Below are 15,391 nucleotides of genomic sequence, written 5' to 3'. Positions count from 1 at the left end.
CGAGGAGGTAGCTCCCCATGTCCGTCCCCACCGATGAGCGTCCGCCGCCCCCGGAAGCGCCGACGGCGCCCCCCGGGCGGCTGGCCCGCGCCCTGCCGATCGCCTCGGTCGTGGCCGCGGTGCTCGCCCTCGTGTTCGGCGCGCTCTGGCTGATCTCGCTCAACAGCGACTCGGTCTCCGTGGCCTCCGACCGGGACGCGGTCCTCCGGGACGCCCGGCAGGCCGTGCTGAACCTGAACACGCTCGACTTCCACAACGCCCAGGGCGGGCTGGACCTCTGGATCCAGTCCTCCACCGGGTCCGTGCGCGACGAGTTCGAGAAGAACCGCGACGCCTACGCGCAGCTGGTCACGCAGCAGAAGCGGACCACCAGCGCCACCATCGCCGACGCCGCCGTGGGCGAGCTCGACGACCGGGCCGGCGTGGCCCGGGTCCTGGTCGGCGTCGACGTCACCGTCACGCCGGAGGGTCAGCAGCCCACCGTGACCCGTCAGCGGATCGAGGCGGAGATGACGAGGACGGACGACGGCTGGAAGGTCAGCGCGCTCGACCCCTTGCTGACGCCCGGCGCAGGCGGCTGACCACCGGCCCCGCGCCCCGCGTCTCTCGCATCCCCGGCCTCCGGGCCACCCACTGAGGTCGACCGACACCAGGAGGTCACCGCAATGTCCACGAACCGCCGCCGCCCCACCACCGGGCCACGCCGCCCGCAGGTGGCCGGCCGCCCCCGCCCCGCGGGCACGTCCGGCCCCGGGGAGTCCACCGAGGCCGCCGAGAGCGCCCTGGCCGTCGACGAGCGCACCGGTGTCCGCTCCTCGTCGGGCCGCACCCGCGAGGACCGCGCCCCGGCCTCGTCCACGGGCCCGTCCACGGCCCCGTCCGCGGGCGCCACGACCCGCGAGCCGTCGGCGCCCGCCGGTCCGGCGTCGCCCGGCGCCGACTCGTCCACTCCGGACGCGTCCACTGCGGAGACGTCCACCGCGGACACGTCCACCGCCGACACCGAGATCGACGAGTCGTCGGCCGGGACCGGTCCGGCGGAGCCGCCCCGCGCGGCCCCGGTCGGCGGTGGCCACGACGACGGGACGCCCGCGGAGTCGCGCGGCGCGCGGCGCCGGATGCCGATGCCGTCCGCGCCGACGACCCGTCGCGGCACCGCACTGCTGCTCGCCGTGACCGTCCTGCTCTCCGCCGCGGCGATCTTCTTCGCGGTGTCCTTCTTCGGCATGCGCTTCACCGGCGCGGCAACGAACACCGCCCTGAGCGACGTCGGCGCCACCGCGGCGGTCAGCGAGCAGATCGGCGAGGCGGCGACGAAGGTCTACTCGTTCGACTTCGCCCGGCTCGACCAGGCCGAGGCCGACGCACGCGCCGGCATCACCGGGCCGTTCGACCAGCAGTTCGACCAGATCTTCGCCAACGTCCGGCAGCTCGCGCCCCAGCAGCAGGCCGTCGTCACCGCGACCGTGCCGAAGTCGGCGGTCGCCAGCATCACCGGCGACACGGCGACGGTGTACCTGTTCGTCAACCAGGTGATCACTCGCGTCGACGACACCGGCAAGAAGGTCCAGGGCGGCGCCGCCGCGCGCCTGCGGGTCGACGCGCAGAACGTCGACGGCCGCTGGAAGATCGCCGGGATGTCCCCGGCCTGACCGCACCGTCGAGCCCGACGCACCACGCACGCCGGTCCCCGGACCCCGCCCGCCGCGGGGCCGGGGACCTCGCGTATTCTCGTCCACAGTTCCACCGAAGACCGCAGGTCTGCGCCCGGCAGGGCGTACGAAGGCCCCGTCACGTACGGGCGGCCCGCGCAGGAGGACGAGGCCAGTTCCGGGCGCCTACATGTGCCCGCCTCTCACGCCCCGTGCCGTCTGCGCACGGGGCGTTCGTCGTTCTCCGGGTCCGGACAGCGGTGGTCCGCACACCACCCGAGAGGAGGCAGGGATGGCCCGACCCGACAAGGTCGCGGCGGTCGACGAGATCGCCAACCGGTTCCGGGATGCGTCCGCATCGGTGGTCACCGAGTACCGCGGACTCAGCGTCGCGAAGCTCACCCAGCTGCGCCGTGACCTGGGCGACGACGCGAGCTTCCGCGTCGCCAAGAACACCCTGGTCAAGCGCGCGGCGGACGACGCCGGAGTGCAGGGCCTCGACGGCCTGCTCGCCGGACCGACGGGGATCGCGTTCATCAAGGGCGAGCCGGTCGACGCCGCGAAGACGATCAAGAAGTTCGCGAAGGACAACCCTGGTCTGACGATCAAGGGCGGCTACATGGACGGGCGCGCCCTGTCCACGGCCGAGGTCGAGCAGCTCGCCGACCTGGAGTCCCGTGAGGTCCTGCTGGCGAAGCTGGCCGGAGCCATGAAGGCGAACCTGAGCAAGGCCGCCGGTCTGTTCGCCGCGCCGGCCTCGCAGGTCGCGCGGATGACGCAGGCGCTGGCCGACAAGAAGGCCGCCGAGGGCGGGGCTCCGGCCCCGTCGGACGACGCTCCCGCCGACGCCCCGTCGGAGGCCGCCGAGGCCGCTGCGCCGGCCGAGGCGTCCGCCGAGAGCTGATCGCCGCACCGCCGTAGTACTCGGCTGATCACTCAGCCACGCAGTCACCACCATTCTTTGGAAGAAAGGACCGCCACCATGGCGAAGCTGTCCACCGACGAGCTGCTCGACGCGTTCAAGGAGCTCACGCTCATCGAGCTGTCGGAGTTCGTGAAGAAGTTCGAGGAGACCTTCGACGTCACCGCCGCCGCCCCGGTCGCCGTCGCGGCCGCCGGCCCCGCCGGTGGTGGCGCGGCCGCCGAGGCAGAGGAGGAGAAGGACGAGTTCGACGTCATCCTCGAGGGCGCCGGCGACAAGAAGATCCAGGTCATCAAGGTCGTCCGTGAGGTCGTCTCGGGCCTGGGCCTGAAGGAGGCCAAGGACCTCGTCGAGGCCGCCCCGAAGCCGCTTCTGGAGGGTGTCGCCAAGGACGCCGCCGAGGCCGCCAAGGCGAAGCTCGAGGAGGCCGGCGCGAAGGTCTCCGTCAAGTAGTCACCTGACGGAGCCCACGCGGGCACCACGCACGAACGCGGAGAGGGGCGGGACCCACGGGGTCCCGCCCCTCTCGTGTGCCCGGACCCCGCCTTCCGGTGTGCCCGGGTCTCTCGTGTGCCCCGACGCCGCGCCGGCCCACGGCGTGTCGCGGAATACATTCGTGACCGTTCGGCGTTCGAGCTCGTAGATCCCGACCGGGGGAAGCCGCCGGTCGGCGGAGCAGAGAGCCGGTCGTCCCGTAGAACGAACCACTCGACGACGCGTGGAGGCTTGACTCGGTGCGCCGGGCAGGTCACTCTTAGGTCTCGATGGTTGCCTTACTGCTTCACTCGGCGACCTGTCTCGACAGCTGCCCTTCGAGCGGCTAGACTTCTCCTTTGCGCTGCCTGCGTCCAGGTCTCGCGTGCACGCTGTCGGAAAGTCCGGGCCGGTGACGGTTGTCGGAAACCGTCCGGTGGGGTGTTCGCGGAATCTGGTCGCGGGCCGCGCCCGACAACAGACGGCGTGCTTCGTGGCCGGTCCTGCTGCCGTCCGATCCGCCGGGCCCGAGTCGATCCTCGGGCCCTGGGGAACGAGCAGACGGTAGCGCCCCGGCCCCGGCGTACGCCAGACGAGAAGCGCAGTTCTCGGAAGGACGCATCTTGGCTGTCTCCCGCGCCGCCGCGACCACCTCGACCCTCGCCAGTACGGCCAACCCGAACTACCCAGGGGCGCCGACCCGGGTCACCTTCGCGAAGATCCACGAGCCGCTGGAGGTCCCTGATCTCCTCGACCTGCAGATCCAGTCCTACGAGTGGCTGGTCGGCAGCGAGGCCTGGTTCCAGCGGCGGATCGAGGCCGGCGACGACCTCCCGGTCAGCGGTCTGGAGGAGATCCTCACCGAGATCTCCCCGATCGAGGACTTCTCCGGCTCCATGTCGCTGTCCTTCTCCGACCCCCGCTTCGACGAGGTCAAGGCCTCCGTCGAGGAGTGCCGGGACAAGGACATGACCTACGGCGCCCCGCTGTTCGTCACCGCGGAGTTCACCAACAACACCACCGGCGAGATCAAGAGCCAGACGGTGTTCATGGGTGAGTTCCCGGTGATGACCGACAAGGGCACGTTCATCATCAACGGCACCGAGCGTGTCGTGGTGTCCCAGCTGGTCCGTTCGCCGGGTGTCTACTTCGACCACTCGATCGACAAGACCACCGAGAAGGACGTCTACTCGGTCAAGATCATCCCGAGCCGGGGTGCCTGGCTCGAGTTCGACGTCGACAAGCGCGACACCGTCGGTGTCCGCATCGACCGCAAGCGCCGCCAGCCGGTCACCGTGCTGCTGAAGGCGCTGGGGTGGTCCAACGAGCAGATCGCCGAGCGCTTCGGGTTCTCCGAGACGCTGATGACGACGCTGGAGAAGGACCACACCGCCGGGCAGGACGAGGCGCTGCTCGACATCTACCGCAAGCTGCGTCCTGGCGAGCCGCCGACCCGCGAGTCGGCGCAGGCCCTCCTGGAGAACCTGTTCTTCAAGGACAAGCGCTACGACATGGCCAAGGTCGGCCGCTACAAGGCCAACAAGAAGCTCGGCGTCGGCATCGAGCCGTCGGTCGGCACGCTGACCGAGGACGACGTCGCGACCACCATCGAGTACCTCGTCCGGCTGCACGCCGGCGACACCACGATGACGGTCAACGGCGACACCGAGATCCCGGTCGAGACCGACGACATCGACCACTTCGGCAACCGCCGCCTGCGCACGGTCGGTGAGCTGATCCAGAACCAGGTGCGGGTCGGCCTGTCCCGCACCGAGCGCGTCGTCCGCGAGCGGATGACGACCCAGGACGTCGAGGCGATCACGCCGCAGACCCTGATCAACACCCGCCCGATCACGGCGGCGATCCGGGAGTTCTTCGGCACCTCGCAGCTGTCGCAGTTCATGGACCAGCACAACCCGCTGGCCGGGCTGACGCACAAGCGCCGCCTGTCCGCGCTCGGCCCGGGTGGTCTGTCCCGGGAGCGTGCGGGCATGGAGGTCCGCGACGTGCACCCGTCGCACTACGGCCGGATGTGCCCGATCGAGACCCCGGAGGGCCCGAACATCGGCCTGATCGGGTCGCTGTCGAGCTTCGCGCGGGTCAACCCGTTCGGCTTCATCGAGACGCCGTACCGCAAGGTCGTCGACGGCATCGTCACCACGCAGATCGACTACCTGACCGCCGACGAGGAGGACCGCTTCGTCGTCGCGCAGGCCAACGCGCCGCTGAACGAGGACGGCTCCTTCGTCGAGGACCGGGTCCTGGTCCGCCGCAAGGAGGACGTCGACCTGATCGCGCCGACGGGCGTCGAGTACATCGACGTCTCGCCGCGTCAGATGGTGTCGGTCGCGACCGCGCTGATCCCGTTCCTCGAGCACGACGACGCGAACCGCGCCCTGATGGGCGCGAACATGCAGCGTCAGTCCGTCCCGCTGCTGCGCAGCGAGTCGCCGCTGGTCGGCACGGGCATGGAGCTGCGCGCGGCGGTCGACGCCGGCGACGTGGTGGTGGCCGAGAAGGCCGGTGTGGTCGAGGAGCTGTGCGCCGACTACATCACCGTGATGGACGACGAGGGCCTGCGTCAGACCTACCGTCTGAACAAGTTCCGCCGCTCCAACCAGGGCACCTGCAACAACCAGAAGCCGATCGTCGACGAGGGCGTCCGGGTCGAGGTGGGCCAGGTGCTCGCCGACGGTCCGTGCACCGAGAACGGCGAGATGGCCCTGGGCAAGAACCTGCTCGTGGCGATCATGCCGTGGGAGGGCCACAACTACGAGGACGCGATCATCCTCTCGCAGCGCCTGGTGCAGGACGACGTGCTGACGTCGATCCACATCGAGGAGCACGAGATCGACGCCCGGGACACCAAGCTCGGCGCCGAGGAGATCACCCGGGACATCCCGAACGTCTCCGAGGACGTCCTGGCCGACCTCGACGAGCGCGGCATCATCCGGATCGGCGCCGAGGTCCAGCCCGGCGACATCCTGGTCGGCAAGGTGACGCCGAAGGGCGAGACCGAGCTGACCCCGGAGGAGCGCCTGCTCCGCGCGATCTTCGGCGAGAAGGCGCGCGAGGTCCGCGACACCTCGCTCAAGGTCCCGCACGGCGAGAACGGCAAGGTCATCGGCATCCGGGTCTTCTCCCGCGACGACGACGACGAGCTGGCGCCGGGCGTGAACGAGCTGGTCCGCGTGTACGTGGCCCAGAAGCGCAAGATCTCCGACGGTGACAAGCTCGCTGGCCGCCACGGCAACAAGGGCGTCATCGGCAAGATCCTCCCCGCCGAGGACATGCCGTTCATGGAGGACGGCACCCCGGTCGACATCATCCTGAACACCCACGGTGTTCCGCGACGGATGAACATCGGCCAGGTCCTGGAGACCCACCTCGGGTGGATCGCCAAGACCGGCTGGGAGATCGAGGGCAAGCCGGAGTGGGCGTCGAAGATGCCCGAGGAGCTCTACTCGGTGCCCGCCGACACGAAGACGGCCACGCCGGTCTTCGACGGTGCGCGCGAGCACGAGATCACCGGGCTGCTCGGGTCCACGCTGCCCAACCGTGACGGCGACCGCATGGTCGGCTCGGACGGCAAGGCGAACCTGCTCGACGGGCGTTCCGGGGAGCCGTACCCGTTCCCGGTCGCGGTCGGCTACATGTACATCCTGAAGCTGGCCCACCTGGTGGACGACAAGATCCACGCGCGCTCCACCGGCCCGTACTCGATGATCACCCAGCAGCCGCTCGGCGGTAAGGCCCAGTTCGGTGGCCAGCGCTTCGGTGAGATGGAGTGCTGGGCGATGCAGGCCTACGGCGCGGCGTACACGCTGCAAGAGCTGCTGACCATCAAGTCCGACGACGTCGTGGGCCGGGTCAAGGTCTACGAGGCGATCGTCAAGGGCGAGAACATCCCCGAGCCCGGGATCCCCGAGTCGTTCAAGGTGCTGCTGAAGGAGCTTCAGTCGCTGTGCCTGAACGTCGAGGTGCTCTCCAGCGACGGGGCGGCGATCGAGATGCGCGACTCGGACGACGAGGACCTCGAACGTGCCGCGGCGAACCTGGGCATCAACCTGTCCAGCCGCCCCGGTTCGGAGTCGATGACCGTCGACGACGTCGTGAACTAGGCCCAGCGGCCTTCTTCTCAGCAGCCGAAAGCCTTTAGAGGAACAGAGGACATACGTGCTCGACGTCAACTTCTTCGACGAACTGCGTATCGGCCTGGCCACCGCCGAGGGAATCCGCCAGTGGTCGCACGGCGAGGTCAAGAAGCCCGAGACCATCAACTACCGCACCCTGAAGCCGGAGAAGGACGGGCTCTTCTGCGAGAAGATCTTCGGTCCGACCCGGGACTGGGAGTGCTACTGCGGCAAGTACAAGCGCGTCCGCTTCAAGGGCATCATCTGCGAGCGCTGCGGCGTGGAGGTCACCCGCGCCAAGGTGCGGCGTGAGCGGATGGGGCACATCGAGCTGGCCGCCCCGGTCACGCACATCTGGTACTTCAAGGGTGTGCCGAGCCGGCTGGGCTACCTGCTCGACCTGGCGCCGAAGGATCTCGAGAAGATCATCTACTTCGCCGCCTACGTGATCACCTCGGTGAACACGGAGCTGCGCCACAACGACATGTCCACGCTCGAGAACGAGATGAGCGTGGAGCGCAAGCGGGTCGAGCAGACCCGTGACAGCGACCTGGAGGCCCGGGCCCAGAAGCTCGAGGCCGACATCGCCGAGCTCGAGGCCGAGGGGGCCAAGGGCGACGTCCGGCGCAAGGTCAAGGACGGCGGCGAGCGCGAGATGCGCCAGCTCCGCGACCGTGCCCAGCGCGAGCTGGACCGGCTCGAGGAGATCTGGACGACGTTCTCCAAGCTCGACGTCCAGCAGCTGATCGCGGACGAGAGCATCTACCGCGAGCTCTACGACCGCTACGGCGACTACTTCACCGGTGCCATGGGCGCCGAGGCGATCCAGACGCTGCTGAAGAACTTCGACATCCCGGCCGAGGCCGAGAAGCTCCGCGAGATCATCCGCAGCGGCAAGGGCCAGAAGAAGCTGCGGGCGCTCAAGCGGCTCAAGGTCGTCGCGGCGTTCCAGACCACGGGCAACTCGCCCATGGGCATGGTCCTCGACTGCGTCCCGGTCATCCCGCCGGACCTGCGCCCGATGGTGCAGCTCGACGGTGGCCGCTTCGCGACGTCGGACCTGAACGACCTGTACCGCCGCGTGATCAACCGCAACAACCGTCTCAAGCGACTGATCGACCTCGGCGCGCCCGAGATCATCGTCAACAACGAGAAGCGGATGCTGCAGGAGGCCGTCGACGCACTGTTCGACAACGGCCGCCGCGGCCGGCCGGTGACGGGCCCGGGCAACCGGCCGCTCAAGTCGCTGTCGGACCTGCTCAAGGGCAAGCAGGGCCGTTTCCGCCAGAACCTGCTCGGCAAGCGCGTCGACTACTCCGGCCGTTCGGTCATCGTCGTCGGCCCGCAGCTCAAGCTGCACCAGTGCGGTCTGCCCAAGCAGATGGCGCTGGAGCTGTTCAAGCCGTTCGTGATGAAGCGCCTGGTGGACCTCAACCACGCGCAGAACATCAAGTCGGCCAAGCGGATGGTCGAGCGCGGCCGCTCGCAGGTGTGGGACGTGCTCGAGGAGGTCATCTCCGAGCACCCGGTGCTGCTCAACCGTGCGCCGACCCTGCACCGCCTGGGCATCCAGGCGTTCGAGCCGCAGCTGGTGGAGGGCAAGGCCATCCAGCTGCACCCGCTGGTCTGCGAGGCGTTCAACGCGGACTTCGACGGTGACCAGATGGCGGTCCACCTGCCGCTGTCGGCCGAGGCGCAGTCCGAGGCACGGGTGCTGATGCTCTCGAGCAACAACATCCTCTCGCCCGCGTCGGGCCGTCCGCTGGCCATGCCGCGTCTGGACATGGTCACGGGTCTGTTCCACCTGAGCCGGCTCCGCGAGGAGGCCACCGGTGCGGGGGCCTACTACGGCTCCTCGGCCGAGGCGATCATGGCCTACGACCGGAAGGTGCTGCACCTGCAGGCGCCGATCAAGATCCGGCTGCCCGGGGTCACCCCGACGACCGGTGCCGAGATCGGTGACGACGGGATCTGGCGCGCCGAGACGACGCTGGGCCGCGTCCTGTTCAACGAGCTGCTCCCGGCGGACTACCCGTTCATCAACGAGCCGCTGCCGAAGAAGCGTCAGGCCGCGATCATCAACGACCTGGCCGAGCGGTACTCGATGACCGAGGTCGCGCAGGTGCTGGACCGTCTGAAGGACGCCGGCTTCTACTGGGCCACCCGGTCCGGTGTGACGCTGTCGATCGACGACGTGGTGGTCCCGCCGAACAAGCAGGAGATCCTGGACGGCTACGAGGTCAAGGCCGACCAGATCAACAAGCGCTACCAGCGCGGCGCCCTGTCGCACCAGGAGCGCAACGACGAGATGGTCAAGATCTGGACGCAGGCCTCGGAAGAGGTCGCGCGTGCGATGGAGGCCAACTTCCCGCAGGACAACCCGATCCCGACGATCGTGCAGTCGGGTGCGGCCGGAAACATGGCCCAGGTCCGCCAGCTGGCGGGCATGAAGGGCCTGGTGGCGAACCCCAAGGGCGAGTACATCCCGCGGCCCATCAAGTCGAACTTCCGCGAGGGCCTGTCCGTGCTGGAGTACTTCATCTCCACGCACGGCACCCGGAAGGGTCTGGCGGACACCGCGCTGCGGACCGCCGACTCGGGCTACCTGACCCGTCGACTCGTCGACGTGTCGCAGGACGTCATCGTCCGCGAGGTCGACTGCGGCACCGAGCGGGCGGTCACCATGCAGGTGACCGAGGAGACGGCCGACGGCCGGCTCATCCCGCACCGTTACCTGCGGACCTCGGTCTACGCGCGGTCGTCGGCCGAGGACGTCACCGGCCCGGACGGCGAGCTCATCGTCGCCCGCGGTGGCGACCTGGGTGACCCGGCGCTGGACGCGCTCGTCGCGGCCGGTGTCAAGCAGATCCGCGTGCGCAGCGCGCTGACCTGTGCGTCGGCCTCGGGCATCTGCGGTCGTTGCTACGGCCGTTCGATGGCCACCGGCCAGCTGGTGGACGTCGGCGAGGCGGTCGGCATCGTCGCGGCGCAGTCCATCGGTGAGCCGGGCACGCAGCTGACGATGCGTACGTTCCACGTCGGCGGTGTGGCGGGCGACGACATCACGACCGGTCTTCCGCGTGTCACCGAGCTGTTCGAGGCCCGGGTCCCGCGCGGTAAGGCGCCGATCGCCGACGTCGACGGCCGCATCCGGATCGAGGACGGCGACCGTTTCTGGAAGATCACGCTGATCCCGGACGACGGCAGCGAGGAGATCGTCTACGAGAAGCTGTCCAAGCGGCAGTGGCTCGGGATGACCTCGGTCGACGGCTCCGAGCGGCCCCTGGCCGACGGCGACCACGTCACGGTGGGCCAGCTGCTGCTCGAGGGCACGGCCGACCCGCACGAGGTGCTCCGCGTGATGGGCCCGCGTGAGGTGCAGCTGCACCTCGTGCGTGAGGTGCAGAAGGTGTACCGCACGCAGAGCGTGGACATCCACGACAAGCACATCGAGGTGATCGTCCGGCAGATGCTGCGCCGGGTCACGATCATCGACTCGGGTGCCACCGAGTTCCTGCCCGGCGCACTGGCCGAGCGGGGCGAGTTCGAGTCGGAGAACCGCCGGGTCGTCTCCGAGGGCAACGAGCCGGCCTCCGGCCGTCCGGTGCTCATGGGGATCACGAAGGCCTCGCTGGCGACCGAGTCGTGGCTGTCCGCGGCCTCGTTCCAGGAGACCACCCGGATCCTCACCGATGCCGCGATCAACGGAAAGCGCGACAAGCTCGTCGGGCTCAAGGAGAACGTGATCATCGGTAAGCTGATCCCGGCCGGTACCGGCATCAACCGGTACCGCAACATCCAGGTCCAGCCCACGGAGGAGGCCCGCGCGGCCGCCTACGCGCTGCCGAGCTACGACGACGGCTACTACAGCCCCGACGTGTTCGGCACGGGCACCGGTGCCGCGGTGCCGCTGGACGACTACGACTTCGGTCGCGACTTCCGCTAGGAGTCGCCCGTGCCGGGCCCACGACGGTGGGCCCGGCACGACCCGAAGGTCCCGCGACGGGGCCGGACACCACTCTCCCGTGGTGGTGTCCGGCCCCGTTTCGCGTTCCCACCCCGGCCGGCACGGAACGAGAGCTCCGCCCGTACAGCCGGGATGAGCGAGAGCTCCGGTCGTACAGCCGGGATGAGCGAGAGCTCCGGTCGTACAGCCGGGATAAACGGGAGCCCGCTCGCGCAGCGCCGATCCGGGTCCCGCCGCCGCGGAGACTGGACGAGAGCCCCTTTCGCGCAGCCGAGTTGGACGGGGGCTCCGTTCGCGCAGCTGGATGGGACGCGAGCCCCGTTCGTGCGGCGGGTGGCGGCTGTATCGCCCACCCGAAGAGATGGACGAGAGCTCCGCTCGTGCGACCGGCATGGACGACGGCTCCGTTCGTCCATGTGCTCGGGCCCGCCCTTCCCGGCCGGAGCGGTATCGGGATCAGTGCCGGCGGTGGGGTGAGGCGATCACGGCGGGGAGTGGGCGCCGGGCGCACTCCGCGCGGGCGTCGCGGAGGCGGGCCAACACCTCGGATCGTCGCGTGGAGACGTGCGACGGAAGGCTGCGCAGCACCGGGACACCGGCCGCGACCAGGGCGTTGTGGCGGTCGAGGGTGCGCTCATGATCGTCCGGCGACAGGTGGAACTCACGCGAGTCGATCTCCCAGGCCAGTCCGACGTCGGCGAACCAGACGTCGACGCAGGCCAGGAAGGTGCCGTCCGGTCGGTAGAGCCACGCGTTGCGCATCGGCTCCGGGAACCGCCCGGTCCGCAGCAGCTCGACGACGGCGGCCTCGGCGGCGGACCGGGCCCCGGCCGAGATCTCGGTCAGTACCTGCCGCGGTAGCGCACTCCCGCGCTGGGAACCGGCCTCGAGCTCGGCGGCCAGGGCGGGAACACCGCACCGTCCCGTCTGGACGGCCTCCGCGAGCGTCGCGCGCACCTGGTCGCGCAGGTGAAGCCTCCGACAGGTGTCGAGGACGGCACGCACGGGTGGGGCGAGCGGCCACCGTCCGGCTCCTGCGGGAGGGAGCCGATCGGTCCGCTCCAGGAGGCTCGTCCCGTGACCGGTGCGGCGCGATGTCGACGGGACGAGCAGATGCACCGGTCCCGACGGGGCCGGCATCCGGTTCATGCCGAGCAGGTCCAGTGCGTCCAGACCGGTGATCAGCGCGCCGTCGCCCGCGTGCAACAGCGCGGCACGACGGCGGTCGGCCCGCGTCGGAGGCGCGTTGTTCAGCTTGACGACCGACGGCATCAGCCACATCCACGGCCCACCGGCGCGACATCTGTGCGCGATCGTGCTCCGCGGGACGCCGAGGGCCATCAGCGCCGACACGGTCACGACGGTGGAGCCGCACAGCGCGGTGTACTCGTCGGCGGCGAGTGAGCGGGTCATGGGACCAGCCTGCGGTCCGGACGCCGATCCGCCGCCGCCGATCCCCGACCTGTGGACAGAGATCCGACGTTGTGGACAACCGCCGCTGCCACCTGCCCGGCCCCATGCGCGCGGCGCGATCCGGCCCGGCTCTGCTCGCCAGGAACGACGGGGTGCACGGCGTGCGGACGCCCGCCGCCGGTCGCATGAGAGCTGCTACCGCGCATCCCGGACGGCCGAGAGGAGCTCTCGCTCGATCATCGGGAGCCTGCAGGGTGCGGCGGCATGCCGGACCCGCCGAGCTCGGTCACAGCTCAGGAACCAGCGGCGGGTTCCGGCGAGAGCTGCTCTCGTCCACTCCTGTCGGACGAGAGCAGCTCTCGTTCGACGGGGTGGTGGCGCATGAGGGTGCACGAGAGGTGCTGTGGTCCACCCCTGTTGGACGGGCGCTGTCCTCATTCATCCGAGGGCCGGGTGGAAGCAGCTCTCGACCGACCGAGGGTGGGCCAGTGGTGCTCCGGCCCGTCCGAGGATCCGGCGAGCTGCTCCTGTTCATCCGAGGACAGGACAGGACAGAACAGGGCAGGTGCTGCGCTCGTTCTTCAGGGGCCGGACGGAGAGGGTCAGCGGAGGCAGTCGGTGCGGAGGGACGCGCCGAGCTCGGTGACGGCGTCGTCGGCCTCGCGCAGGGTGCCGGCCAGGACCGGGAAGGCGTGCCACATGCCCTCGGCGCGACGGTAGGTGGTCGGGACGCCGGCGGCGCGGGCGCCTTCGACCAGGCGGTCGGCGTCGTCGAGCAGGACCTCACCGGCGCCGGCGACGACGTGCAGGGGCGGCAGGCCGGTCAGCTCGGCGTCGAGGGGACGCAGGTCCGCCGGGTCGGTCGTTCCCCGGTAGTCGCGGGCGGCGTCGGGCAGCCAGGCGGGGTCGAGCATCGCGTCGGTGGAGGCGTTGCGCGACAGGACGGGGGAGGTGCAGTCCAGGTCGAGCCACGGGGAGATCAGCCCGATCGACCCGGGGAGGTCCTCGCCGTTCTCGCGCAGCCGCAGCACCACCGACATCGCGAGGCCGCCGCCCGCGGAGTCACCGGCGATCGCGATCCGCCGGGCCGGGTGCCCGGCGATGCGCAACGCGCGGAACGCGGTCAGCGCGTCCTCGACCGCAGCCGGGTGGGGGTGCTCAGGCGCGAGCCGGTAGATCGGTGCGTGCACCGGGGTGCCGGCGGCCCGGCTCAGCCCGGCCAGCAGGGCGCGGTGCGAGGCGGGGGAGCCGACGACGTAGCCGCCACCGTGCAGGTAAAGGATCCGGTGCGGGGAGGTGACCGGCCCGGCCGCGGAGACGACCTCGGTGGGGACCCCGCCCAGGGCGCCGGTGGCCCGGCGGGTGCCGCGGGGGAGCGGCAGGACCGCCCCGGTGAGATCGAGCAGGCGGCGGCGCACCGGGACGGGGAGCCGCGGGGACAGCAGCGGGGCCACGACGGCGCTGGTCAGGAGCCGGTTGGCGGCGAGCGGTAGAGGCACACCGGACGATAACCACGGGCGTCCCGACGACCTCGCCGGACACCATCGCCGACGTGCGGGAATGGACGACGAGCGGACAGCGTTGTGCGACGAGCGGGTGAGTCGTCTTGCCTGTCGGGGCGGGTTCGGGCACGCTCTCGGCACGGCGTCTCGCCGTGGCCGGACCCGCTTTGACCCTGTTCGAGCGGGCCGAGTACGCTGTTGTCTTGCGCTCGACCTCGGTCGGGCCACTCCGTGTGCCCCGCAGCGCCCGGGCTCGTGAGGTGTCGAGGACGACTCCGACGGGCGGGCCGCAGCGACAGCACGGACGCTCCACCCGATCCCCCGCGGCTCGCGCCTCGGTGGGTTCCCGGAGCGACACGCCCGACCTCGGGTATCGGAACGACAGCCTCGGCCGTCGCTCCGCGCCCCGGCTCCGAACACGACAGTGAAGACGCCCGACACAGTCGAGCACGCCGACGGGAAGAAGTAGACGGCACATGCCCACGATCCAGCAGCTGGTCCGCAAGGGCCGCGAGGACAAGGTCACCAAGACCAAGACCGCCGCCCTCAAGGGCAGCCCCCAGCGCCGCGGGGTCTGCACGCGCGTCTACACGACGACGCCGAAGAAGCCGAACTCGGCACTGCGGAAGGTCGCCCGCGTCAAGCTCAGCAGCGGCATCGAGGTCACCGCTTACATCCCCGGTGAGGGCCACAACCTGCAGGAGCACTCCATCGTGCTGGTCCGCGGCGGCCGCGTGAAGGACCTGCCCGGTGTGCGCTACAAGGTGATCCGCGGCTCGCTGGACACCCAGGGCGTGAAGAACCGCAAGCAGTCCCGCAGCCGTTACGGCGCGAAGAAGGAGAAGAGCTGATGCCCCGCAAGGGTCCCGCTCCGAAGCGTCCCCTGGTGTCCGACCCGGTCTACGGGTCCCCGCTGGTCACCCAGCTGGTGAACAAGATCCTCCAGGACGGCAAGCGCTCGCTCGCCGAGCGGATCGTCTACGCCGCCCTCGAGGGCACCCGGGACAAGACCGGCACCGACCCGGTGGTGACGCTCAAGCGCGCACTGGACAACGTGAAGCCGGCTCTCGAGGTCCGCAGCCGCCGTGTCGGTGGCGCGACCTACCAGGTCCCGGTCGAGGTGCGCACCGTCCGCCAGACCACCCTGGGCCTGCGTTGGCTGGTCACCTACTCCGGCCAGCGCCGCGAGAAGACGATGGTCGAGCGGCTGATGAACGAGCTGCTCGACGCGAGCAACGGCCTCGGCGCCAGCGTCAAGCGGCGCGAGGACATGCACAAGATGGCGGAGTCGAACCGAGCCTTCGCCCACTACCGCTGGTGACGGACCA

10 protein-coding genes are annotated in these 15,391 nt (G+C 70.3%); 8 read left to right on the top strand and 2 right to left on the bottom strand.

The window, feature by feature from the left end; all coding sequences use genetic code 11:
* Positions 1-17: 17 nt before the first annotated feature.
* The 6 genes from EV383_RS26295 to EV383_RS26270 all read left to right on the top strand — a co-directional run bounded on the left by EV383_RS26295 (position 18) and on the right by EV383_RS26270 (position 11,127).
* Positions 18-581: a hypothetical protein gene (locus EV383_RS26295; protein ID WP_130292409.1), complete on the top strand. Its 564-nt coding sequence runs from the start codon at positions 18-20 to the stop codon at positions 579-581.
* Positions 582-665: 84 nt separating this feature from the next.
* A complete protein-coding gene (locus EV383_RS26290) occupies positions 666-1,652 on the top strand; it encodes a nuclear transport factor 2 family protein (protein WP_130292408.1) in 987 nt (328 codons plus the stop codon).
* Positions 1,653-1,944: 292 nt separating this feature from the next.
* Positions 1,945-2,556 (top strand): 50S ribosomal protein L10, encoded by a 612-nt coding sequence (rplJ, locus tag EV383_RS26285; protein ID WP_130292407.1) that lies wholly within the window; start codon positions 1,945-1,947, stop codon positions 2,554-2,556.
* Between the two features lie 78 nt (positions 2,557-2,634).
* On the top strand, positions 2,635-3,027 hold the full coding sequence (gene rplL, locus EV383_RS26280; RefSeq protein WP_130292406.1) for a 50S ribosomal protein L7/L12: 393 nt from the start codon (positions 2,635-2,637) through the stop codon (positions 3,025-3,027).
* A gap of 644 nt (positions 3,028-3,671) precedes the next feature.
* Positions 3,672-7,169, top strand: a complete 3,498-nt coding sequence (rpoB, locus tag EV383_RS26275; protein ID WP_130292405.1) for a DNA-directed RNA polymerase subunit beta — start codon at positions 3,672-3,674, stop codon at positions 7,167-7,169.
* 55 nt (positions 7,170-7,224) lie between these two features.
* Positions 7,225-11,127 carry a DNA-directed RNA polymerase subunit beta' gene (locus EV383_RS26270; RefSeq protein WP_130292404.1) on the top strand — a complete coding sequence of 1,301 codons (3,903 nt, stop codon included), beginning with the start codon at positions 7,225-7,227 and terminating at the stop codon, positions 11,125-11,127.
* Positions 11,128-11,604: 477 nt separating this feature from the next.
* On the opposite strand, the gene EV383_RS26265 is transcribed toward EV383_RS26270, so the two are convergent.
* Positions 11,605-12,561, bottom strand: coding sequence for a hypothetical protein (locus EV383_RS26265; RefSeq protein ID WP_130292403.1), 957 nt, complete (start codon positions 12,559-12,561; stop codon positions 11,605-11,607).
* 602 nt (positions 12,562-13,163) lie between these two features.
* Positions 13,164-14,060, bottom strand: a complete 897-nt coding sequence (locus EV383_RS26260) for an alpha/beta hydrolase (protein WP_130292402.1) — start codon at positions 14,058-14,060, stop codon at positions 13,164-13,166.
* Positions 14,061-14,539: 479 nt separating this feature from the next.
* On the opposite strand from EV383_RS26260, the gene rpsL reads away from it, so the two are divergent.
* Positions 14,540-14,914 (top strand): 30S ribosomal protein S12, encoded by a 375-nt coding sequence (gene rpsL / locus EV383_RS26255; RefSeq protein WP_130292401.1) that lies wholly within the window; start codon positions 14,540-14,542, stop codon positions 14,912-14,914.
* Entirely contained in the window at positions 14,914-15,384 is a 471-nt protein-coding gene (gene rpsG / locus EV383_RS26250) for a 30S ribosomal protein S7 (RefSeq protein WP_130292400.1), read from the top strand. Before rpsL ends, rpsG begins: the two co-directional genes overlap by 1 nt.
* The last annotated feature ends 7 nt before the right edge of the window (positions 15,385-15,391 follow it).

The sequence above is a fragment of the Pseudonocardia sediminis genome, from assembly GCF_004217185.1.
Taxonomy (GTDB): Bacteria; Actinomycetota; Actinomycetes; order Mycobacteriales; family Pseudonocardiaceae; genus Pseudonocardia; species Pseudonocardia sediminis.
Note: the sequence above shows the minus strand (reverse complement) of the source record. Positions and strands in the feature narration are given on the sequence as shown.

Bases quoted from the DNA above. Each gene is read 5' to 3' on its own strand.
- EV383_RS26290 (WP_130292408.1), top strand. From the start codon at position 666: ATGTCCACGAACCGCCGCCGCCCCACCACCGGGCCACGCCGCCCGCAG.
- rplL (WP_130292406.1), top strand. From the start codon at position 2,635: ATGGCGAAGCTGTCCACCGACGAGCTGCTCGACGCGTTCAAGGAGCTC.
- EV383_RS26295 (WP_130292409.1), top strand. From the start codon at position 18: ATGTCCGTCCCCACCGATGAGCGTCCGCCGCCCCCGGAAGCGCCGACG.
- EV383_RS26265 (WP_130292403.1), bottom strand. From the start codon at position 12,561: ATGACCCGCTCACTCGCCGCCGACGAGTACACCGCGCTGTGCGGCTCC.
- rpsL (WP_130292401.1), top strand. From the start codon at position 14,540: ATGCCCACGATCCAGCAGCTGGTCCGCAAGGGCCGCGAGGACAAGGTC.
- rplJ (WP_130292407.1), top strand. From the start codon at position 1,945: ATGGCCCGACCCGACAAGGTCGCGGCGGTCGACGAGATCGCCAACCGG.
- rpsG (WP_130292400.1), top strand. From the start codon at position 14,914: ATGCCCCGCAAGGGTCCCGCTCCGAAGCGTCCCCTGGTGTCCGACCCG.